The 22,260-nt window shown below is 56.1% G+C and carries 23 protein-coding genes; 20 read left to right on the top strand and 3 right to left on the bottom strand.

What is annotated here, in order from left to right; genetic code table 11:
- Positions 1–47 precede the first annotated feature (47 nt).
- The 3 genes from LG297_RS01900 to LG297_RS01890 form a co-directional block, all read right to left on the bottom strand.
- Complete coding sequence (locus LG297_RS01900) at positions 48–1,241, bottom strand: phosphoglycerate kinase (RefSeq protein WP_404424570.1); 1,194 nt, start codon at positions 1,239–1,241, stop codon at positions 48–50.
- A 127-nt stretch (positions 1,242–1,368) separates the two neighbouring features.
- Positions 1,369–2,241, bottom strand: a complete 873-nt coding sequence (gene dapF, locus LG297_RS01895; protein WP_404424568.1) for a diaminopimelate epimerase — start codon at positions 2,239–2,241, stop codon at positions 1,369–1,371.
- A 23-nt stretch (positions 2,242–2,264) separates the two neighbouring features.
- Positions 2,265–2,708, bottom strand: coding sequence for a hypothetical protein (locus LG297_RS01890; protein WP_404424566.1), 444 nt, complete (start codon positions 2,706–2,708; stop codon positions 2,265–2,267).
- A 475-nt stretch (positions 2,709–3,183) separates the two neighbouring features.
- Here LG297_RS01890 and ccoN point away from each other — a divergent pair, with 475 nt between their 5' ends.
- From ccoN to leuB, 20 genes are all read left to right on the top strand, one after another.
- A complete protein-coding gene (gene ccoN, locus LG297_RS01885) occupies positions 3,184–4,641 on the top strand; it encodes a cytochrome-c oxidase, cbb3-type subunit I (RefSeq protein WP_404426925.1) in 1,458 nt (485 codons plus the stop codon).
- Positions 4,642–4,654: 13 nt separating this feature from the next.
- Positions 4,655–5,383, top strand: coding sequence for a cytochrome-c oxidase, cbb3-type subunit II (gene ccoO, locus LG297_RS01880; RefSeq protein WP_404424564.1), 729 nt, complete (start codon positions 4,655–4,657; stop codon positions 5,381–5,383).
- A gap of 16 nt (positions 5,384–5,399) precedes the next feature.
- Positions 5,400–5,561, top strand: a complete 162-nt coding sequence (locus tag LG297_RS01875) for a cbb3-type cytochrome c oxidase subunit 3 (RefSeq protein WP_404424562.1) — start codon at positions 5,400–5,402, stop codon at positions 5,559–5,561.
- A gap of 15 nt (positions 5,562–5,576) precedes the next feature.
- On the top strand, positions 5,577–6,449 hold the full coding sequence (gene ccoP, locus LG297_RS01870) for a cytochrome-c oxidase, cbb3-type subunit III (protein ID WP_404424560.1): 873 nt from the start codon (positions 5,577–5,579) through the stop codon (positions 6,447–6,449).
- 230 nt (positions 6,450–6,679) lie between these two features.
- Positions 6,680–8,176 carry a cytochrome c oxidase accessory protein CcoG gene (gene ccoG / locus LG297_RS01865; protein ID WP_404424558.1) on the top strand — a complete coding sequence of 499 codons (1,497 nt, stop codon included), beginning with the start codon at positions 6,680–6,682 and terminating at the stop codon, positions 8,174–8,176.
- Positions 8,177–8,234: 58 nt separating this feature from the next.
- Entirely contained in the window at positions 8,235–8,753 is a 519-nt protein-coding gene (locus tag LG297_RS01860; RefSeq protein WP_404424556.1) for a FixH family protein, read from the top strand.
- A complete protein-coding gene (locus LG297_RS01855) occupies positions 8,750–11,182 on the top strand; it encodes a heavy metal translocating P-type ATPase (RefSeq protein WP_404424554.1) in 2,433 nt (810 codons plus the stop codon). The genes LG297_RS01860 and LG297_RS01855 overlap by 4 nt, the downstream gene beginning before the upstream one ends.
- Complete coding sequence (ccoS, locus tag LG297_RS01850; protein ID WP_404424552.1) at positions 11,179–11,367, top strand: cbb3-type cytochrome oxidase assembly protein CcoS; 189 nt, start codon at positions 11,179–11,181, stop codon at positions 11,365–11,367. The genes LG297_RS01855 and ccoS overlap by 4 nt, the downstream gene beginning before the upstream one ends.
- An 80-nt stretch (positions 11,368–11,447) precedes the next feature.
- Positions 11,448–12,146 carry a cyclic nucleotide-binding domain-containing protein gene (locus LG297_RS01845; RefSeq protein ID WP_404424550.1) on the top strand — a complete coding sequence of 233 codons (699 nt, stop codon included), beginning with the start codon at positions 11,448–11,450 and terminating at the stop codon, positions 12,144–12,146.
- A 214-nt stretch (positions 12,147–12,360) separates the two neighbouring features.
- Complete coding sequence (panB, locus tag LG297_RS01840) at positions 12,361–13,209, top strand: 3-methyl-2-oxobutanoate hydroxymethyltransferase (protein ID WP_404424548.1); 849 nt, start codon at positions 12,361–12,363, stop codon at positions 13,207–13,209.
- Between the two features lie 41 nt (positions 13,210–13,250).
- On the top strand, positions 13,251–14,120 hold the full coding sequence (gene panC, locus LG297_RS01835) for a pantoate--beta-alanine ligase (RefSeq protein ID WP_404424546.1): 870 nt from the start codon (positions 13,251–13,253) through the stop codon (positions 14,118–14,120).
- A gap of 232 nt (positions 14,121–14,352) precedes the next feature.
- Positions 14,353–15,837, top strand: a complete 1,485-nt coding sequence (ffh, locus tag LG297_RS01830) for a signal recognition particle protein (RefSeq protein ID WP_404424544.1) — start codon at positions 14,353–14,355, stop codon at positions 15,835–15,837.
- Between the two features lie 126 nt (positions 15,838–15,963).
- Positions 15,964–16,368 (top strand): 30S ribosomal protein S16, encoded by a 405-nt coding sequence (gene rpsP / locus LG297_RS01825; RefSeq protein ID WP_404424542.1) that lies wholly within the window; start codon positions 15,964–15,966, stop codon positions 16,366–16,368.
- A 46-nt stretch (positions 16,369–16,414) separates the two neighbouring features.
- Complete coding sequence (gene rimM / locus LG297_RS01820) at positions 16,415–17,089, top strand: ribosome maturation factor RimM (protein WP_404424540.1); 675 nt, start codon at positions 16,415–16,417, stop codon at positions 17,087–17,089.
- A 3-nt stretch (positions 17,090–17,092) separates the two neighbouring features.
- Complete coding sequence (gene trmD / locus LG297_RS01815) at positions 17,093–17,809, top strand: tRNA (guanosine(37)-N1)-methyltransferase TrmD (protein ID WP_007089126.1); 717 nt, start codon at positions 17,093–17,095, stop codon at positions 17,807–17,809.
- Between the two features lie 3 nt (positions 17,810–17,812).
- Positions 17,813–18,217, top strand: coding sequence for a 50S ribosomal protein L19 (gene rplS / locus LG297_RS01810; protein WP_007089127.1), 405 nt, complete (start codon positions 17,813–17,815; stop codon positions 18,215–18,217).
- 576 nt (positions 18,218–18,793) lie between these two features.
- On the top strand, positions 18,794–20,200 hold the full coding sequence (gene leuC / locus LG297_RS01805) for a 3-isopropylmalate dehydratase large subunit (RefSeq protein WP_404424537.1): 1,407 nt from the start codon (positions 18,794–18,796) through the stop codon (positions 20,198–20,200).
- A gap of 11 nt (positions 20,201–20,211) precedes the next feature.
- Positions 20,212–20,400 carry a hypothetical protein gene (locus tag LG297_RS01800; protein ID WP_404424535.1) on the top strand — a complete coding sequence of 63 codons (189 nt, stop codon included), beginning with the start codon at positions 20,212–20,214 and terminating at the stop codon, positions 20,398–20,400.
- Between the two features lie 5 nt (positions 20,401–20,405).
- Positions 20,406–21,017 carry a 3-isopropylmalate dehydratase small subunit gene (gene leuD / locus LG297_RS01795; protein ID WP_404424533.1) on the top strand — a complete coding sequence of 204 codons (612 nt, stop codon included), beginning with the start codon at positions 20,406–20,408 and terminating at the stop codon, positions 21,015–21,017.
- A gap of 89 nt (positions 21,018–21,106) precedes the next feature.
- The gene (leuB, locus tag LG297_RS01790; protein WP_404424531.1) at positions 21,107–22,210 is read left to right on the top strand and encodes a 3-isopropylmalate dehydrogenase; all 1,104 of its coding nucleotides are present in this window, start codon (positions 21,107–21,109) and stop codon (positions 22,208–22,210) included.
- Positions 22,211–22,260: the final 50 nt, after the last annotated feature.

The raw sequence follows: 22,260 nt of genomic DNA, 5'->3' as shown, positions 1-22,260 counted from the left end.
CCGCCAGACCGGCGGGGTTTTGCATTTGATATCAGCAAGAGTATGGATCAGCCACGCAGGGCCGCAACGCCCGGCAGTTCCTTGCCTTCAAGCCATTCGAGGAAGGCACCTCCCGCCGTCGAGACATAAGAGAAATCCTGATCGGCATCGGCGTGCCGCAGGGCCGCAACCGTATCCCCACCGCCCGCGACAGACAGAAGTTTACCCGCCTTGGTCAGTTTTGCCGCTTGCTGGGCCACTGAAACGGTCGCCGTATCGAACGGGGCGATCTCAAATGCCCCCAGCGGGCCGTTCCAGACCAGCGTTTCGCAAGCCTCAAGGCGTTTGTTCAGATCGACAATGGTTTTCGGCCCGGCATCAAGGATCATGCCATCGGCATCGACATTATCAATGTCGGAAACCGTGTGATCGGCGTGCGCCTTGAATTCCTTGGCGACCAGACCATCGACTGGCAGGACGATTTCGCAATTGGCGGCTTCGGCCTTGGCAAAAATTTCGCGCGCCGTTTCCAGAAGGTCATGCTCGCACAGCGATTTGCCAACATTGACACCCTTGGCCGCCAGGAAGGTATTGGCCATGCCGCCGCCGATCACCAGTTGGTCAACCCTGGCAACCAGATTGCCAAGCAGATCCAGTTTGGTTGAAATCTTGGCACCGCCGACGATTGCCATCACCGGATGTTTCGGCGCTTCAAGTGCCTTGCCAAGAGCTTCAAGTTCAGCCTGCATCAGACGCCCGGCATAGGCCGGAAGCTTGCGCGCCAGCCCCTCGGTCGAGGCATGGGCACGGTGCGCGCACGAAAACGCATCATTGACATAAATATCGCCAAGCTTTGCCAGTTCGGCAACGAAGTCCGGATCGTTCTTTTCTTCTGCCGCGTGGTAACGAAGGTTTTCCAGAACCGCGATTTCGCCGTCCTTGAGGCTGTTCACAATGTCTGCTGCCGCCGCACCGATGCAATCATCGGCGAATTTCACCGGACGGCCAAGCTGTTTGGCAAGGGCATCGGCAACCGGTTTAAGCGACATTTCGGCAACGCGTTCGCCCTTGGGGCGGCCAAAATGGGTAATCACAACCAGTTTCGCACCGGCATCGGACAGTTCGATCAGCCCCGGAACCGTCCGTTCGATGCGGGTGGTATCACCCACAACGCCGTCTTTCATCGGAACGTTAAGATCAGCGCGCAGCAAAACGCGCTTGCCAGCGACATTGACACCGTCAAGCGTATTGAAGTCAGCCATTATCTGAACCTGCTTTTGAGTTTAACAAAAGACGGGAGGGGGCGTCCCGACATGGGGTGAACGGAGAACCCGTTCATAGCGACACCGACCCGTCATGTTGCCCACGGGGTCGGCACCATAAATCCAATCAATGCTGTCCCAGAAGGGATCCGTGCAGAAAGCCCGAAAAACTGGTCGCAACCGGCCCGGTCATCAGGACATGGTCATCAGGCAGCCATTCGATGGTCAGCGGACCGCCATCCAGAATGATTTCGGTTTTCCGCCCCGTCAAACCACGGCGCGCAGCCGCAATACCGGCAGCACAGGCACCCGTGCCACATGCGCGCGTAACACCAACACCGCGCTCCCAGACCCGCATGCGAATCCGGTTTTCACCGATGATGCTGCATACCTCGATATTGGCGCGTTCGGGGAACATCTCGTGATATTCGAGGACGGGTCCAAGCTTTTCGATATCAATCGACTCGGCATCGTCAACAAAGAACACTGCATGCGGATTGCCGACATTAACACCGACCGCATCCGACAGGCCGCCCAGGGACAGCGGGATATGGTTGGTATCGACTGCCTGGTTTAGCGGAATATCGCGCCAGTCCAGCCGGACCTGCCCCATATCGACCGTAACACGGCCATCGGCCAGTCCATTGGCATCAAGCAAACCGACAACGGTTTCAATAATAACATCCTTACGGCCAAGTTCACCCATGACGATGTTCGCGACACAGCGCGTGGCATTGCCGCAGGCCTCGACCTCACCGCCGTCATTATTGCGAATGCGCATGAAGGCATCTGCAAGCTCGTCGCGTGCCGGTTCGATCACGATCAACTGGTCGCAACCGACTCCGGTCTTGCGATCCGCGATTCGGGCCGCGGTCGCGTTATCAAGATCAAGCACAGCGGGATCGCGTCGTCCGTCGAAGACAACGAAATCATTTCCCAGACCATGCATTTTGACAAAAGGAATACCGTTCATACCCGCCTTATAGCGGTGTCGGCGCATGTCGTCCACCAGAGTCAATGTGATCAGGCGTGTATAGCGGGGGCACAATAACGGATTTTGCGCGGCACGAACCCGGCACCGCTGAAATAGTGGCGCAGGCGTTCTTCCATTTCGCCAAGCGATACATGCACCGCCGCACAGTGATGATCGCGAACCAGCCGGTTCATTGCATCACGCATCGCATCAAGCACATAGGGGCGCGATACGATTTCAACCGCCATCACATTGTCGACATGCAGGACAAGGCCCTCGGCAATGTCGTCACGCACCTGATAGGAAAACAGGCCATGGATATACCCCCGCTCATTGGCGATCACGATGATGCCGCGCGGGCGCTGCCACAGGATATCGTCGCATCCGGCACCGATCGCGCTGTTACCGCGATCTGCACAGAACTCGGCAACAAACTCGCGCCAGCGTTCCACCGTAAGGCCTGTTTGCATCATCTGCACGAGTGGAAAGGTCATATCCGCCGTGAGATGTGTAAGGGGCCGTGCCTGATATGTTGCTGACATGATTGGTGCTCTTCTAGCGATTTGTCAGCGATCATGCCGTAAAGATTCCCCATCAACCTTGACCTGCATCAACACCTTTGCCGCCCCGAACGCGCATAAAGGGGCTTAGCAATCAATTGTCCCGCAACGCGGGCGAGCTTTGCCTGAAGATTGAAAAGGACCGGGGTTTTACACGCCAATATTGACGTGGATCAAAGGCGCGAAAGGCTTCTGCCCGCATAATCATCAGATAATCGAAAGCCTCACCCGTTTTGCATGTGATGTCGCAAATAGCTCATCACAGAAGCAGCGGGGCTTTCGGTGCAGGTGACAAGGGGACGACATGTGTTGCACCCGGTCGCCGCCGGGACTGATGGAGTTGACCGATCGGATTGGGGACAACTCACCCGAACACCTTGAACGGGAGTCAAGCATGAGCCAGGGGAGCATGGCACAGACAGCATCAACGCCAGTTGCTGTCGATTATAATATGGACGTTGTGCGCTGGGGCGCACTGGCGACCGTATTTTGGGGCGTCGTCGGATTTCTGGCGGGTGATTTAATTGCCTGGCAGCTCGCGTTTCCGGCGCTTAACTTTGATAACGAATTTCTGAACTTCGGACGTCTGCGCCCGCTGCATACATCGGCAGTGATTTTTGCCTTTGGCGGCAACGCCCTGCTGGCGACGTCATTCTATGTGGTGCAACGAACCTGCCGCACGTCACTTTATGGTGGCAAGGCGCTTCCGTCGTTTGTTTTCTGGGGCTATCAACTTTTCATCGTGATGGCCGCAATCGGCTATGTCACGGGGGTTACCCAGGGCCGTGAATATGCCGAACCGGAATGGTTTGTCGATATCTGGCTGACCGTGGTCTGGGTTGCGTATCTTGCCGTTTTCGTCGGTACGCTGCTTAAACGTACGGAACCGCATATCTATGTAGCGAACTGGTTCTATCTGGCCTTCATCGTCACGATTGCGATGCTGCATCTGGGCAACAATCTGGCGATACCGGTTTCGTTTACGGGTGCCAAATCCTACTCGATGTTCTCGGGTGTTCAGGATGCGCTGACGCAGTGGTGGTATGGCCATAACGCGGTGGGCTTCTTCCTGACGGCGGGCTTCCTCGGCATGATGTACTATTTCATTCCGAAACGTGCCGAACGTCCGGTCTATTCCTATCGCCTGTCGATCATTCACTTCTGGGCGCTGATCTTCCTGTATATCTGGGCCGGTCCGCATCACCTGCACTACACGGCCCTTCCGGACTGGGCGCAGACCCTTGGCATGACGTTTTCGATCATGTTGTGGATGCCGTCCTGGGGCGGAATGATCAACGGCTTGATGACGCTTTCGGGTGCCTGGGACAAACTGCGTACCGACCCGGTGCTGCGCTTCATGGTGGCAGCCGTCGGTTTCTATGGCATGTCGACCTTCGAGGGACCGGTCATGTCGATCAAGGCAGTCAACGGCCTGTCACACTATACCGACTGGACCATCGGGCATGTTCATTCCGGCGCGCTTGGCTGGGTGGCCTTCGTTTCCTTTGGTGCGATCTATCACCTGATCCCGGTCCTGTGGCACCGTGAACGGCTCTATTCGATGCGCCTGGTTGCCTATCACTTCTGGCTGGGCACCATCGGTATCGTTCTTTACATCACGTCGATGTGGGTTTCAGGGATCATGCAGGGCCTGATGTGGCGTGCTTACGATGATCTTGGCTTCCTGCAGTATTCCTTCATCGAAACCGTTGAGGCAATGCACCCCTACTACATCATTCGTGCAACGGGTGGCCTTCTGTTCGTGCTGGGTTCGCTGATCATGGTCTGGAACGTCTACAAGACGATCCGGGGTGATCTGCGTCGCGAAGCACCGATCGGCACACCCGCCACCGTGGCAGCCGAATAAGGGGGATGGGAAAATGCTTCTGAAAAAACACCATATTGTTGAAAAGAACGTCTTTGTTCTCGTCCTCGGGATTTTCCTGACCATCATTATCGGCGGTATTGTCGAAATCGTGCCCTTGTTCACAATGGAACAGACCATCGAGAAGGTCGAAGGGGTCCGTCCCTATTCACCGCTCGAACAGGCGGGGCGCAACATCTATCTCCGCGAAGGATGCTATAACTGCCATTCCCAGCAGATCCGTCCATTCCGTGACGAGGTTGAACGGTATGGCCATTACAGCCTTGCTGCGGAATCGATGTATGACCATCCGTTCCAGTGGGGATCGAAACGTACCGGACCGGATCTTGCCCGTGTTGGTGGCAAATATTCCAACGACTGGCATGTTGCCCACCTGATTGATCCGCGCGCGGTCGTGCCGGAATCGATCATGCCGGGCTATCCGTTCCTGGCCGAACGCGAACTGAAGTTCGATGACGCCCAAGCCCATCTTGAAACGCTTAAAATGGTCGGGGTTCCCTACACCGACGAGCAGATCGAGAATGCCAAGGCCGACCTGTATCTGCAAGCGATGGCGGACGAGGATTACGATGAACTCCTTGCACGCTATCCGAATGCGGCGACCGGCGATTTCGACGGCAATCCGGCAAAACTGACCGAAATGGATGCGCTGGTCGCGTATTTGCAGGTCCTGGGCCGGATGGTCGATTTCACCACCTACAACCCGCAACTGAACCTGCGCTAAGGCGAAGGGGAACGTCATGGAATTCTTTACGCAACTCGCTGACTTTTTCCGGCCCTTGTGGGGTTTGTGGCTGATGCTGCTTTTCGGGGCGATCATTGCCTGGGTCATGTGGCCCAGCAAAAAGCGCCGGAAAGACATGGAAGAGCACGCCCGGATTCCGCTTCGGGATCAGGATTAGGGGGAGAACCGAGCTATGTCGACACATGTCGAAAAAGACCAGGTTTCGGGTCGCGAAACCACCGGTCATGAATGGGATGGCATCAAGGAACTCAATACGCCGCTGCCGTCCTGGTGGGTCTATGTTTTCTGGGCCACCATCGTCTGGTCGGTCGGCTATTGGGTGGTTTATCCGTCCTGGCCAACCGCAACAAGCTACCTGACCGGTATGTTCGAAACCACCAACCGCACGCAACTGCATGAAACCATGGCCGATGTTGCCGCCGAACGCGCCCCCTATATGGAACGTCTGGCAGCACTGGATCTGGATGAAATCGTCAATGACAGCGAATTGCTGAATTTCTCGATGGCAGGGGGCAAGGCCGTATTTGCCGAAAACTGCGCACCGTGTCATGGCACGGGCGGTTCGGGCAATCCGGGCTTCCCGTCTCTTCAGGACGATGACTGGCTGTGGGGCGGAACACTTGAAACCATCAATGAAACCCTTCATGTCGGTGTTCGCTGGGATGCCAATGACGATACCCGTTTCAACGATATGCCCGCTTTTGGTCGCGACGGGATACTGGAACGCGAGGACATCAGTGATGTTGTTCAATACATCCTGGCCTTTACCGGGCGCGAAACCGACACGGCCGCCGCAACTCGCGGCACCGAGGTATTCGCTGATAACTGCGCATCCTGCCACGGCGAAGATGCCAAGGGCATTCAGGAGCTTGGCGCGCCCAACCTGACCGACGCGATCTGGCTATATGGTGGCGATACCGCATCCATCACCGAAACCGTGACCAATTCGCGCGGTGGCGTGATGCCGGCCTGGGGTGGTCGCCTTGACGAGGAAACCATCAAAATGCTGACGGTTTACGTCCATTCGCTTGGCGGTGGTCAGTAACCGCCAAAAATCTTCGACCCGCGGCACTTTCGCACCATGATCTGATCGAAAATTGATCTGTATCATGGTGGTGTGTCGCGGGTTTTTCGTATGTTCGCACTGTCATTTGAATAATCCTAATCGGACATAGGCATGCCGCATGCCATGTCGCGCAATTTGCAGAAAACTGGTGGCCAAACACCACAAGAGAGCAGCGATCTGCGATGCGGCACAACAGTCAGGTAGCGACAATGGCCATGCCCCATTTGCAACAGCCCGATCCCGCATATCCCGTCCCGCAAAACGACACGCTGCCGGAAGATGACCGTGACCAGCCGCTTTATAAAACCCGCGACAAGGTCTATCCGAAACAGGTGTCGGGCCGTTTCCGCAATCTCAAATGGTTCGCACTGATTGCCCTTCTGGCGATTTACTGGGTCGTGCCTTGGCTGCGCTGGGATCGTGGTGCATCTGCACCCGATCAGGCGGTTCTGATCGATATGGATATGGGGCGTGCCTATTTCTTCTTTATCGAGATATGGCCACAGGAAGTCTATTACATCACCGGCCTTCTGATCATGGCCGCCATTGGTCTGTTTCTGGCGACGTCGCTGTTTGGGCGCATCTGGTGCGGGTATGGCTGTCCGCAAACGGTGTGGACCGATCTTTTCATGTTGGTCGAACGTTATATCCAGGGGGATCGCAATGCGCGTATGCGCCTGGATAAATCGCGCTGGACCTTTGAAAAAATCTGGAAAATCGGCGCAACCCACCTGTCATGGCTGGTGATTGCGGCCGCAACCGGCGGTGCCTTCGTGCTTTATTTCAACGATGCCCCGACGGTGATGGTCGATATCTTTACCGGTGATGCGTCGCTGGGCGTTTATGTCACTATCGCGTTTCTGACATTTTCGACCTATCTGCTTGCGGGGTGGGCGCGTGAACAGGTTTGTACCTATATGTGCCCGTGGCCGCGTTTCCAGTCGGCGATGCTTGATGACGAATCGATGATCGTCACCTATGAGGGCTGGCGCGGCGAACCGCGCGGCCCGATCAAACGCAAGAACCTTGTGCGCGGCGAAGTCCCCGAAACCGGTCACTGCATTGATTGCTATGCCTGCTTTAACGTCTGCCCCACCGGTGTCGATATTCGCAACGGATTGCAGATGGAATGCATCGGCTGTGGCCTGTGTATCGATGCTTGCAACGAGATGATGGATAAGGTCGGTTTCCCGCGCGATCTGGTCCGGTTTGACTCGGTGCAGAACAGCCAGTTGCGCGCTCATGGCAAAGCCACAAAAATCCGCATTATCCGCCCGCGCACGATTTTCTATTCGATCATTCTGATGTTGGTTGCTGCGGTCATGGCCTTTGGCCTTCTGAACCGCACAACGCTTGAGGTAAACGTCCTGCGTGACCGCAACCCGATCTTTGTGACGCTGTCGGATGGTGACGTTCGAAACGGTTATACCTTGAAGGTCCTGAACAAGGAACAGGCCCAAAAGACCTATATCCTGCGGATCGAAGGCCTTGATGCCACCGATTTTCAGGTCATCGGCCTGACACCCGATCAGGACGGCACATTCAGCCTCAATGTCGCGCCGGATCGCGTCGGCAGTTTCCGCGTCTTTGTTGCGGCAAATCCGGAAACATTAAACAGTGAATCAACACCGTTCGAGTTCAGCGTGACCGATCCAGAGAACAATGTTCGCGAAACTTATGATACGGTATTTGCCGGTCCGAAATAACCGGACCGGCCTGATGATCCGGCCACTGATCGCGTGCCACCGGCAGGAGATAAAGATTATGACGATCCAGACCACAACTTCACAGGCTTCTGGTGCCGGCCCGCGCAAATCGGATCGTCTGATCCCGTGGTATTTCGTCGGCGGTTTCGCAATCATGCTGATTGCCAATATCGCGCTGATCACGTTTTCAATGACCAGTTGGAACGGGCTTGTCACCAAGCACGCCTTTGAAGAAGGCAATAATTACAATGCCGCGATGTCCGGCGCACAGCGTCAGGCAGAACTCGGATGGCGCAGCAAACTGTCCGTCGATGGTCTGATCAATCGCTCCGCGACGGTTACAATCCTGTTCCGGGATATTGATTCCCGGCCGATCAGTGGCGCCGAAATGGAAATCCTTTTGCGGCGTTCGGACCGTGACGACCTTGACCAGACCGTACGCATGGCCGAAATCGCACCGGGCGAATATCGCGCCAGTGCCGCGTTCCCGGTCTATGGTCGTTGGGAAATCAGGACCATTGCCCGTGCCCTTGGTGATGATTACCAAGCGGTCGAGACCGTTGTCGTAAAACCATGATCTCCCAAACCACCTGCCTCCATTGCGGAGATCCGGTGACATCCATGTCACCGGCGGGACCCGATTTCTGCTGTCGGGGATGTGCAGGTGCGTTTGAACTTCTGGGTGATCTGGACCTCAAATCCTATTACAACCGTCGCAGCATTGATCCCAAAACCAGACCGTTGCGCCCTGACACGGATGAAATCGCAGCAATTAATTTCACCGATCTTGTCAGCACCGACGCCGAAGGCAGTCATCATCTGAACCTGATGGTAGACGGCATTCATTGTGCCGCCTGTGTCTGGCTGATCGAGACCCTTTTGCAAAAAAATCCGTCTGTCCGGCACGCGCGAGTCAATATGACCACCCGCCGCCTGCGTCTGGCATGGAATGGTGACATTGCCGATGTCGATGAACTGGTCAAACCGGTTCTGCAGATGGGATACCGGCTGATCCCGTTTGATCCCGCAGCGCTTGAGCAGGCCACACAGGCTCGCAACAGCGAATTGCTGCGCTGTCTGGCAGTTGCCGGATTTGCCGCGGGCAACGTCATGCTGCTGTCGGTATCGGTATGGGCCGGATATTTTCAGGGGATGGGCGGGGCAACCCGTGATCTTTTCCATTGGATATCGGCCCTGATTGCCCTTCCGGCGGCGGCCTATGCCGGGATGCCGTTTTACCGTTCCGCTTGGGGTGCAATCCGCAATCGCCGGGTTAATATGGATGTCCCGATCAGCCTCGGCGTCATTCTTGCCCTTGGCATGAGCCTAGCCGAAACCATGCGCGGCGGGCCGCATGCCTATTTCGATTCTGCCATAACGCTTTTGTTTTTCCTTCTGGTTGGTCGTTATCTTGACAGCCGCGCACGCGGTCAGGCCCGGTCCGCCGCCGAACATCTGCTATCGCTCAATGCGCGGTCGGTCACGGTTCTGGGTGACGATGGCTCCCGTCGGCTGATCGCACCGGACAAGGCCAAACCGGGCATGGTGGTTCTGGTAGCAGCGGGGGAGCGGGTCGGCATTGATGGCGAAATTCTTGACGGTCAATCGGATATCGATACCAGCCTGATCACCGGCGAAAGCATTCCCAACACCGCCAAACCGGGCACCACCGTTTTCGCCGGAACAACCAATATATCGGCCCCGTTGCGCATCCGCGTGACCGCGACCGGTCAAACCACACTTCTGGCAGAAATTGTCCGGTTGATGGAAAATGCCGAACAGGGGCGCGCCCGATATGTCGCCCTTGCCGACCGTGTTGCCAAATCCTATGCCCCGGTGGTTCATCTTCTGTCGGGCACGACATTTCTGGGCTGGTGGCTGATTGGCGGGATCGGCTGGCAGGATGCGCTGATGAATGCGATTGCCGTTCTGATCATCACCTGCCCCTGCGCGCTGGCACTTGCGGTGCCGGTCGTTCAGGTAATTGCAACCGGGCGGCTGCTGCGTGCGGGTATTCTTGTCAAATCGGCCACGGCCCTTGAAAGACTGACCAGCATTCGCGGCATCATTTTCGATAAAACCGGTACATTAACCACCGGCAAACCGGAATTGATCAGCAACCCGGACGATGACGGCTCGCTGGCCCTTGCGGCATCCATCGCCGCCAACAGCACCCACCCCTTGTCGCGCGCCCTTGTCCGGGCGGCCGGAAATGTGACGCCAATCGCCAATGTTTCGGAACATCCGGGGCAGGGATTATCGGCCGAATTGCCCGGTGGCACGGTCCGGTTGGGCAGTCGCGCGTTTTGCGGCATCGCCGAAAATGCCGACCTGTCCAGCCACATTGCAGGTCCCGAAATGTGGTTGCAGGAGCCGGGTCGGGCGGCAATCCGCTTTGTTTTCCGCGATGCCCCCCGTCATGATGCAGAACAGGTCATCGAAACCCTGTCTGCGCGCGGGTTTGACATATCGCTGCTATCAGGGGACCGGGCCGTTACGGTTGCCCGGCTTGCCGAAACCCTGGGTATTCGCAACTGGAAGGCGCAACTTTCACCGGCGGACAAGGCGAACGAAATCGCCCGTCGCACCGAAGGTGGCAAATGCGATCTGATGGTGGGGGACGGTATTAATGATGCGCCGGCCCTTGCCGCGGCCTACGCATCCATGTCACCCGCCAGTGCCGCCGAAATCAGCCAGAATGTCGCCGATATCGTGTTTCAGGGTGATCGTCTTTCGGCCGTGGTCGAGGCTATCGACGTTGCAAAAAAATCCGACCGGCTTGTACGGCAGAATTTCATGCTTTCGTTTGGTTATAATCTGATTACGATTCCATTGGCGGTTTCGGGTATGGTCACCCCACTGGTGGCCGCCATTGCGATGTCTTCATCATCTTTGATTGTGATCGCCAACGCATTGCGCCTGCGATCAGGAAGTGACAAACCGGTAATCGAAGATCGCGCGACCCTCTCCGTACGTGCCCAAGAGGCAGGAGCTCCGTCAGTATGAGCAACCTATTACTTCTGATACCAATCGCCCTGTTTCTGGGGCTTCTCGGGCTGGCTGCATTTCTGTGGTCGCTTAAATCCGGGCAGTTTGATGATATTGAAGGGGCGGCAAACCGGATTTTGTTTGATGACGACGATCAGGAACCGCAGGACAGCCATACTAAAAACAACGGAATGAAACGTTAGTATCGCTTGAACTACCCCTATCTGATCGAATAGATTAATTCCAATTCAACACCTTAATGCATGTAGCTTCGGAGTTTACCATGTCTGTGCGTTCCCAGCTTTGTGAGGCCTGCGGAATCAAGGACTTGACCTTCTGCTCGTCATTGCAGGGGACGGAGCATGATCGTTTGCGCCAGATGCTGACTCATGTTCAGTATACCCCGCACAGCACGATCTTTCATGAAGCCGAAGATGCCGATTATGTTTTCAACGTCACGTCGGGTTCGGTGAAGCTTTACAAACTGCTGGGTGACGGTCGCCGCCAGATCACCGGTTTCCTTTTCCCCGGTGATTTCCTTGGTCTGGCGCTGAACACCACATATAGCTACACCGCCGAAGCAATCGAACCGGTAACCGCGTGCCGGTTTCCGCGTGAAAAGCTTGAAAAGCTGTTTGATGAATTCCCGCGCCTTGAAAAACGCATGCTGGGTATGGCAGTCGACGAATTGGCTGCGGCACAGGATCAGATGTTGCTGCTGGGCCGTAAGACGGCCAAGGAAAAGGTCGCATCTTTCCTTCTGATGCTAACCCGTCGGCAGGAACATCGTGGCGAGGACAGCGATACGATTCAGGTTCCGATGAGCCGTTCGGATATCGCCGATTATCTGGGCCTGACCATCGAAACCGTATCGCGCACCCTGACCCAGTTGCGTAAGGAAGCAACGATTTCGTTCCGGGACAATCGCCATATTGAAGCCATTGGCATCGATATGCTCGAAGATCTTGCCGAAGGTCTGTGAATATTGTTGTGCATTGCGCAACGAATATGAAAATGCGTTGAATATCCTGCGGAAACGAAGGCCAGAAACGCGACGCCCACAAGTTATTGGTCCAATGGCGTATTTCGCGATTGCGAAAAAACAGTTCCCGCAAATGGTCATCATATTGTAAACATGACGGCACGCCTGACACAGATCGGGCAGCCAAATCCGGTAACACCGGGGGAGAAACGTCATGAGTGCCACCACCAGAAAACAGGGCCGCATAACGGTTCCGGCCATTCGTGCCCGCAAGGGCGCAGAACCGATTGTCTGCCTGACGGCTTATACCACACCGATGGCGCAACGCCTGGATGAACACTGCGACCTTCTTCTGGTCGGTGATTCGCTGGGCATGGTTGTTTACGGCATGGAAAGCACGCTTGCCGTCACCGTCGACATGATGATCAATCACGGCAAGGCCGTGATGCGCGGCAGTTCCAATGCCTGCGTGATCGTCGATCTGCCGTTTGGCAGCTATCAGGAATCCAAGGAACAGGCATTTCGCACGGCATCGCGCATTCTGGCCGAAACCGGATGTGCCGGGGTCAAACTTGAAGGTGGCGCCGAACTGGCCGACACCATCGAGTTTCTGAGCCAGCGTGGCATTCCCGTCATGGCCCATATCGGCCTGATGCCCCAGCAGGTCAACACCATGGGGGGCTTCAAAAGCCAGGGTCGCGGCGAAGAAGCCGCTGCGAAGGTAATTGCGGATGCCAAGGCCATCGCCAAGGCCGGTGCATTTTCGGTGGTTGTCGAAGGCACGGTCGAAGCCGTGGCACGACGCATCACCACGGAAATTGATATTCCGACCATCGGCATCGGCGCATCTGTCGCCTGTGACGGACAAGTATTGGTGACCGAAGATATCCTCGGAATGTTTTCCGATTTCACCCCGAAATTCGTCAAACGCTATGCCAATCTCGGCGATCAGATTTCCAAGGCGGTTGAAAGCTACGCCACCGAAGTCCGGACACGTCAGTTTCCGACCGATGATCATTGCTTTGGCGTGACCAAACCCGGCAAATTGCGCGCTGTAAAATAGCAGCACCGCATATCGCCCAACAGACGATCGACAACACGACAATGACGCTTAAAACCGTTCACAGCGTTGCAGAACTGCGCGCGGTTATTGCCCAATGGCGCGCAGAAGGTTTGCGCGTCGGACTGGTTCCCACAATGGGGGCCCTTCATGCCGGGCATATCAGCCTGACGGAACATATCCGCAATCACGCTGATCGTGTTGTTGTCAGCATTTTCGTCAATCCGACGCAGTTTGGCCCGAACGAGGATTTCGGTGCCTATCCCCGTACATTGCCAGACGACCAGAAAATGCTCGACACCGCCGGGGTGGAGCTTTGCTTTGCCCCCTCGGTCGAAGAAATGTATCCCGATGGCTTTGCCACCCGTGTCAGCGTTGATGGCTCATTTACCAACGTATTGTGCGGTGCTGCGCGTCCGGGCCATTTCGATGGCGTCGCCCAGATCGTTACCAAGCTTCTGCTTCAGGCCCTGCCCGATTGCGCGATATTCGGCCAGAAAGACTATCAGCAGCTGATGGTCATCCGCCGGTTCACCACCGACCTGAACATCCCTGTCGAAATCATCGGCGCACCGATCCTGCGCGAGGAAGACGGTCTGGCGATGTCATCGCGCAACCGTTACCTCACACCCGATGAACGCGCGCTCGCCCCGACACTTAACCGGATTTTGGGCGAAATCACCAAAGCCTCAGCAACGGGGGCGGAAATCGCCCCGCTTCTGGCCAAGGGACGCGAAGATATTCTGAACGCCGGTTTCAAATCGATTGATTACCTTGAAATCCGCGACGCGGAAACGCTTGAACGGGTCGAAGATCGGGTGCGCAAAAGTAGCCGCGTCTTTGTCGCCGCCCATCTTGGCAAAGCCCGCCTGATTGACAATCACGCCATCGAACCGGCCCATATCACGGGTTAAACAGCGGCTTGGCCGGGACGAATCGCTGATTGCGATGCGATTGGCATCAAAAGCGCAGAACATCGCGCTTTTGCGCCTGATTGCGCTTGACTCTCTACCCCCTATCGCATAAACCCTGCGCAGCAAAGGTCGCCCAAGGGGTGACTCCCCCAGTCCTCGAGTTGTCGAGCACTGGGTTTTAGTTTTTTGTGCGCAAACGGTGGAAACACCGGAAACACAGACGGGATTTGGAATGTTTGAAGGACTAAGCGATCGCCTTGGCGGTGTTCTTGACAAGCTGCGCAAACGTGGCGCGCTGAAAGAATCCGACGTCAAGGAAGCCATGCGCGAAGTACGCGTCGCCCTGCTTGAGGCTGACGTTGCGCTGCCGGTCGTCAAATCATTCATTACCAATGCCACCGAACGTGCGGTTGGTCAGGACGTTCTGCGGTCGGTTACACCGGGCCAGATGGTCGTCAAGATCGTCCATGACGAACTGAAAAACATGCTGGGCGAAGGCGAGGATATCAACCTTGCGGCCACCCCGCCGGTTCCGATCCTGATGGTCGGTTTGCAGGGTTCGGGTAAAACCACGAGCTCGGCCAAGATCGCGCTGCATCTGAGCAAAAAGCGCAACAAGAAAGTCCTGCTGGCGTCGCTTGATATCTATCGTCCGGCTGCACAGCAGCAACTGAAAATTCTGGCCGACAATAATGGCCTGAACGTTCTGCCGATCATCATGGGCGAAAAGCCGGTATCGATCGCAAAACGTGCGATGGATATGGGCCGCAAGGAAGGCTATGACGCCGTCATCCTCGATACCGCGGGTCGCCTGCATATCGATATGGAACTGATGAGCGAAGTCGCCCAGGTCCGTGACGCGGTCAACCCGACCGAAACCCTTCTGGTCACCGATGCGATGACCGGTCAGGACTCGGTCAATGTTGCCAAGGAGTTCGCCGACAAGGTCGGCATCACCGGTATCGTTCTGACCCGTATCGACGGTGATGCACGTGGTGGTGCGGCCCTGTCGATGCGCCAGATCACCGGCTGCCCGATCAAGATGCTCGGTACCGGTGAAAAAATCGACGAGATGGAAGCCTTCCATCCGGATCGTATCGCCAACCGCATCCTCGGGATGGGCGATGTCGTCAGTCTTGTCGAAAAGGCTGCCGAAACGATCAAACAGGAAGACGCCGAGAAAATGGCGAAGAAGCTCGCAAAGGGTCAGTTTGACCTGAACGATCTTCTTTCCCAGCTCAAGCAGCTTCAGAAAATGGGTGATCTTTCCGGCATCATGGGGATGCTGCCGGGCATGGGCGCGCTGAAAAAACAAATGTCGCAGACCAAGCTTGATCCCAAACTTCTGACCCATCAGGAAGCGATCATCCTGTCGATGACGCCCAAGGAACGTGAAAACCCGGCCCTGATCAAGGCATCGCGCAAAAAGCGTATTGCCGCAGGTTGCGGTCTTTCGGTTCAGGATGTGAACAAGCTGCTCAAACAGTATCAGACCATGTCCACCATGATCAAAAAGATGGGAAAAATGGGCAAAAAGGGACTGTTTGGCGGCATGCCGAAAATGGACCCCTCGATGCTGGAGGGTGGCGATATGCCCGATATGAGCAAGTTGCCAAAAGGATTTCCCGGTGCCGGGGGCGGATTACCGCCCGGGCTTCCGGGATTGGGCGGCGGTGGTTTGCCGCCGGGATTTCCGGGGTTCGGTAAAAAGAAATAACCAAGCCCCCGGTTCTCAAGATTTTTCGAAAGAACCAAACACCCCGGTTCACTGAACCGGAATGAATTGATCCCTCGGGGTCGTAACTTGAAGACTACAAACCCAAGCTGAAAGGAACTTATCCGAATGGCTGTCAAGATTCGTCTTTCCCGTGGCGGTGCCAAAAAGCGTCCGTACTACCGTATCGTAGTTGCAGATGCCCGTGCCCCGCGTGACGGCAGCTTCATCGAGAAAGTCGGTACCTATGATCCGATGCTCCCGAAGGATGCTGACAACCGCGTGACCTTCAAAGAAGAACGCATCAAGTATTGGCTGGGCGTTGGCGCACAGCCGACCGATCGTGTTGCACGTTTCCTGGGCAAAGCTGGCCTGGCCGAAGCGTTCAAACCGACCGAACAGCCCCAGAAGTCTGCTCCGAAAGCGAAAGCCCAGGAACGTCTTCGCGAAAAAGCTGAAAAAGCCGAAGCCGCTGCTGCTGCAGCCGCAGAAGCTGCTGCGGCTCCTGCTGAAGAAGCTGCCAGCGAAGAATAAGCTTTTCTGCACGCTTTGATCAGATACCGGAAATTTGTGAACCGAAATGGCTGATACCCGCAAATCCAAAACCGACGATGCTTTTGTCTGCGTCGGCATGATCACCGCCCCGCACGGGGTGCGTGGTGCCGTGCGCGTCAAAAGCTATACCGTCGATCCGGATAACCTTGTCGGTTACGGCCCGTTGTTCGACGCCAAGGGACAGGCGAAATTCAAACTGTCTCCTGTCGGACATGTTCGCGACCAGTTGATCGCCAAGATCGATGGTGTGAACGATCGGGACGCCGCCGAACGGCTGCGGGGTACCAAGCTTTACGTACCGCGGACGGCCCTGCCGGAAACGGAAGACGAAGACGAATTCTATCTTGCCGATCTTGTCGGCCTGAAAGCCCATCATGTTGATGGCACGCTTTTCGGGACCGTACGGGGTGTGGCTGATTTTGGCGCGGGCGATGTGATCGAAATCGCGCTGGAAGAAGTCCGTGGCAAAGTCGTCGTTCTGCCGTTTACCAAAGAAGTCGTGCCCGATGTGGTGCTTTCGGAACGCAAGCTGGTGGTAAATCCGCCCGAGGGGCTTTTGCAGGAAGAAGAAGGACCGGGCAATCGTACCCGTCGTCCGGGCAGCTCCCGCAAGGACTCTCAGGCCGACCGCGATTCTGATGCCGTCACTGCCGATGCAGTAGGCGCAGAAACTGCGACCGGCAGCGGAAAGGAGGCCTGATCGATGTCTGTGTGGCAGGCAAAAGTTGCAACCCTGTTCCCGGAAATGTTCCCGGGCGCGCTTGGTCAGTCTCTGGCCGGACGGGCACTGGAAAACGGGATCTGGTCGCTGGATGTCAAAGACATCCGTGATCATGCAACCGACCGTCACCGCACTGTTGACGACAATCCTTTCGGGGGTGGGGCCGGTATGGTCATGCGCCCGGATATTGTCGACGCCACCCTGCGTGAATTGCGTGCGGAAGCTCCGCAATTGCCGCTGATTTATCTCAGCCCGCGCGGGAAAATGCTGAACCAGAAACGCTGCCGCGAACTGGCAGCGGGACCGGGTGCCATCCTGTTGTGCGGTCGTTACGAAGGTATCGACCAGCGCGTACTGGATGAACATCAGGTCGAGGAAATCAGCATTGGCGACTACATCCTCATGGGCGGCGAACTGCCGGCCATGGTCCTGATTGAATCGTGCATTCGCCTTATCGAAGGTGTGGTCAACAAGACCGAATCCGTCGACGAGGAAAGCTTTGAAACCGGGTTGCTTGAATATCCGCATTACACGCGCCCGGCCAATTGGAACGGGCGTGACGTGCCGGAAATCTTGCTTTCCGGACATCATGCCAAGGTACAAGCCTGGCGGCATGCTCAGGCAGAAGAAATTACCCGTGCTCGGCGTCCTGACCTTTGGGACCAGTATGTCGCACGCGGGCACATCAAAGAGGGTTAAACCATGACCAACGCAATCATCCAGCAGATCGAAAAAGATCAGCTCGATAAAATCGCTGCAAAACGCGAAGTTCCGGAATTCGACGCAGGCGACACCGTCCGTGTTCACCTGAAAGTCGTTGAAGGCACCCGCGAGCGTATCCAGCAGTTCGAAGGCGTCTGCATCGCCAAGAAAAACCGCGGCCTGAACTCGTCCTTCACCCTGCGTAAAATCGCATCGGGCGAAGGTGTCGAGCGTATCTTCCAGAACTACTCCCCGGCGATCGACAAAATCGAAGTCGTCCGTCGCGGTGACGTTCGTCGCGCAAAACTTTACTATCTGCGTGGCCGTACCGGTAAATCGGCACGTATCGCCGAACAGACCACCGGTCACAAAGGCAAACTGACCGCCGCAGAACGCAAGAAATAATCTGCGTTTCGCATTGTCGGAATGATCTGCGGGCTCACCTTCGGGTGAGCCCGTTTCTTTTGACCCGGGCATGGCGGCGCAAAACCGGGCGACAAACAATTCCAGAATGCACCTTATACGTGCATCATATCGAATCGCCGGTTTTTCAGACCAATTGATGTGAAGCGCAGAAACCTTGCGGATTATATATAATTTTATTTTATATCAGATATCTCTGTTCTGAGTTGGAATCCCCGGAATCTGATCGTTTTCGCTACCGTTGGATGCCCGATTTTCCGTCAATCTACTTATGGATGTAATCGGGTAAAAAAACACGCGCCCGGTTGCTTGCGATTTGGAAGCTTGAGTGTATAAAGGCACTCCCGCGGCAAAAATGATCAAGTCCGCGCGGTTATGGATAATAATATTTCGCAAGCCGGGATAAACCCGGATGCCCGGAGGAACAGGCGACACTGCGCGCCACACGACATGGCAATCCTTGGGTTGTCTTCTTGCTATCCCCCGGTTCAACATCCGAAACCTGCGCAAATGTCTGATCGTCGCTGCATAAAAGATCGATTTTAAGAGGAGGTCGAGATGGGTGCGCCTAAAACCCTTTTTGACAAGATTTGGGAAAGTCACGTGGTTGATACGCAGGATGATGGTACCTGCCTGATTTATATTGACCGCCATCTCGTTCATGAAGTGACCAGCCCGCAGGCTTTCGAAGGCCTTCGCAATGCCGGCCGCAAAGTGCGCCACCCGGAACTGACCCTTGCCGTTCCGGATCATAACGTTCCGACCACAGACCGTTCCGAAGGCATCAAGGAAGAAGACAGCCGTATCCAGGTCAACACCCTTGACCAGAACGCCAAGGATACCGGCATCCATTACTTCCCGATGAATGACCTGCGTCAGGGCATCGTCCACATTGTCGGCCCGGAAGAAGGTTTCACCCTGCCGGGTATCACCATGGTTTGTGGCGACTCGCATACCTCGACCCACGGTGCATTCGGCACCCTGGCATTTGGCATCGGCACCTCCGAAGTCGAACATGTTCTGGCCACCCAGACGCTGGTTCAGAAACCGGCGAAAAACATGCTGGTCAAGGTCGAAGGCGATCTGCATCCGGGCGTTACCGCCAAGGACATCACCCTTGCCATCATCGGTCGCATCGGCACGGCTGGCGGCACCGGTTATGTCATCGAATATGCCGGTTCGGCCATTCGTTCGCTGTCGATGGAAGGCCGCATGACCGTCTGCAACATGTCGATTGAAGGCGGCGCACGCGCAGGCCTGATCGCACCGGACGAAAAAACCTTTGAATATATCAAGGGCCGTCCGATGGCACCCAAAGGTGCGGCATATGAACAGGCCGTCGAATACTGGAAGACGCTTCCGTCCGACGAAGGCGCACATTACGACAAGATCGTCGAAATCGATGCTGCCGACATTATCCCGCAGGTCACCTGGGGCACCAGCCCCGAAGACGTCGTACCGGTTAACGGCAAAGTACCCGCTCCGTCCGATGCCAAGGATCCCGGCAAACAGAAAGCCATCGCCCGGTCGCTCGAATATATGGGCCTGACCGCGGGTACCAATATCGAAGATATCAGGATTGATCGCGTCTTTATCGGTTCCTGTACCAATGGCCGTATCGAAGACCTGCGCGCCGCGGCGGTTATCGCCAAGGGTCGCAAGGTTGCCGATCACGTCAGTGCCATGGTCGTTCCGGGGTCGGGTCTGGTCAAGGAACAGGCCGAAGCCGAAGGCCTGCACGAGATTTTCCTCGAAGCCGGCTTTGAATGGCGTGAACCGGGCTGCTCGATGTGCCTGGCAATGAACCCGGACCGTCTGGAGCCGGGCGAGCGTTGCGCATCGACCTCGAACCGTAACTTCGAAGGCCGTCAGGGCCGTGGTGGCCGCACCCACCTGCTCAGCCCGGCGATGGCCGTGGCCGCAGCAGTTACCGGTCATCTGACTGACGTCCGCAAACTCGGTTAAGGCAGACACCCATGGCAGAACAGTCATTCATCAGTTTCCGTGACGGCGCCGCGCGCTGTGGCCGGGCCCCGATCCTTGAACAGCTTCTACCGCAGCTGACCGGGATCAATCTGCCCGATTTCGTTGCGAAGGACATCGACGCAACCGAGGAACTGATCGAGGCACTCGGTCTTGCCTGGGAAGCAGGAAGCAAGGGATAAGATTAATGGATAAGTTCACGACCCTCACCGGTGTGGCAGCACCGCTGCCGATGATCAATGTCGATACCGACATGATCATCCCGAAACAGTTCCTCAAAACCATCAAGCGTTCAGGCCTTGGCAAGAACCTGTTTGATGAAATGCGTTACGACGACAAGGGCAACGAAATCCCGGATTTCGTCCTGAACAAACCGGCCTATCGCAATGCCAAGATCATCGTCGCGGGTGACAACTTTGGCTGTGGTTCGTCGCGCGAACATGCACCGTGGTCGCTGCTTGATTTCGGCATTCGCTGCATCATCGCGCCAAGCTTTGCCGACATTTTCTATAACAACTGCTTCAAGAACGGCATTCTGCCGATCCGTCTGCCGCAGGAAGATGTCGACAAGCTGATGGATGACGCCGAACGCGGCGAAAACGCCACCATCACCATCGATCTTGAAAAACAGGAAATCCATGGTCCGGATGGCGGTTGCATCACGTTTGATGTCGAACCGTTCCGCAAGCATTGCCTGTTAAACGGCCTTGATGACATCGGCCTGACCCTGCAAAAGGGAGACGCAATCAACGACTTCGAAGCCAAGCGCGCTGCGTCGCAGCCCTGGCTGTCGCTGTAATTCAAAGTGGCGGCAGGCCAGATCGGCCTGCCGCCCTTTTTGTCGATACGGGGTGAACGGCCCCGATAATATCTGGGAAGGATTGTTTGATGAGCACCACCAAAAAAGTTCTGATGCTGCCCGGCGACGGCATTGGCCCCGAAGTCATGCGTCAGGTTCAGCGTGTCATGGACTGGATGGCCAAGAAGCGTAACGTCAATTTCGAAATCACCGAAGGTCTGATCGGCGGCGCATCGATCGATGCGCACAACAACCCGCTGACCGACGAAACGCTTGCCGATGCCATGGCTGCCGATGCGGTTCTGCTCGGTGCTGTCGGTGGTCCGAAATGGGACAACCTTCCGTTCGATATCAAACCGGAACGCGGCCTTTTGAAAATCCGCAAGGAAATGGGCCTGTTTGCCAACCTGCGCCCGGCCCTTGTGTTTGATGCGCTTGTCGGTGCCTCGACGCTGAAGGAAGACATCGTCAAGGGTCTGGATATCATGATCCTGCGCGAATTGACCGGCGGCATTTATTTCGGTCAGCCGCGCGGCATCGAAGAACGCGACGGTGTGCGTTTTGGCTTCAACACGCTGGTTTATTCCGAGCCGGAAGTTGAACGTATTGCCCGTGTCGCCTTTGACATGTCCATGAAACGCAACAAACGCCTGTGTTCGGTCGATAAGGCCAACGTTCTGGAATCGACCGTCCTGTGGCGCGAAGTTGTCGAACGTGTTGCCAAGGACTTCCCGGAAGTCGAGCTCAGCCATATGTATGTCGATAACGCCTCCATGCAGTTGGTCCGCAACCCGAAACAGTTCGACGTGATGGTCACCACCAACATGTTTGGCGACATCCTTTCGGATTGTGCTGCCATGCTGACCGGTTCGCTCGGTATGCTGCCATCCGCATCGCTGGGGGCCGCCGATGAAAACGGTGCGCGCAAGGCGCTTTACGAGCCGGTACACGGCTCCGCCCCGGACATTGCCGGTCAGGACATCGCGAACCCGCTGGCAACCATCCTGTCCTTCGCCATGATGCTGCGTTATTCGTTCGACATGGGCGATGATGCAACCCTGATCGAAACCGCCGTTCAGAATGTTCTGAAAGGCGGGCTTCGCACCGCTGACATCATGCAACCGGGCATGGCAAAGGTTTCGACCACCGTCATGGGTGAGTCGCTTATCAACGAACTCGACAAGATCGCCTGATCAAAAAAAACTGAATGAACCGCAAAAGGCCGGATCATCGATCCGGCCTT

This window comes from Thalassospira australica, assembly GCF_044790785.1.
Taxonomy (GTDB): Bacteria; Pseudomonadota; Alphaproteobacteria; order Rhodospirillales; family Thalassospiraceae; genus Thalassospira; species Thalassospira australica_A.
The sequence above is the reverse complement of the archived record's forward strand: the minus strand, read 5'-3'. Positions and strand labels throughout refer to the sequence as shown.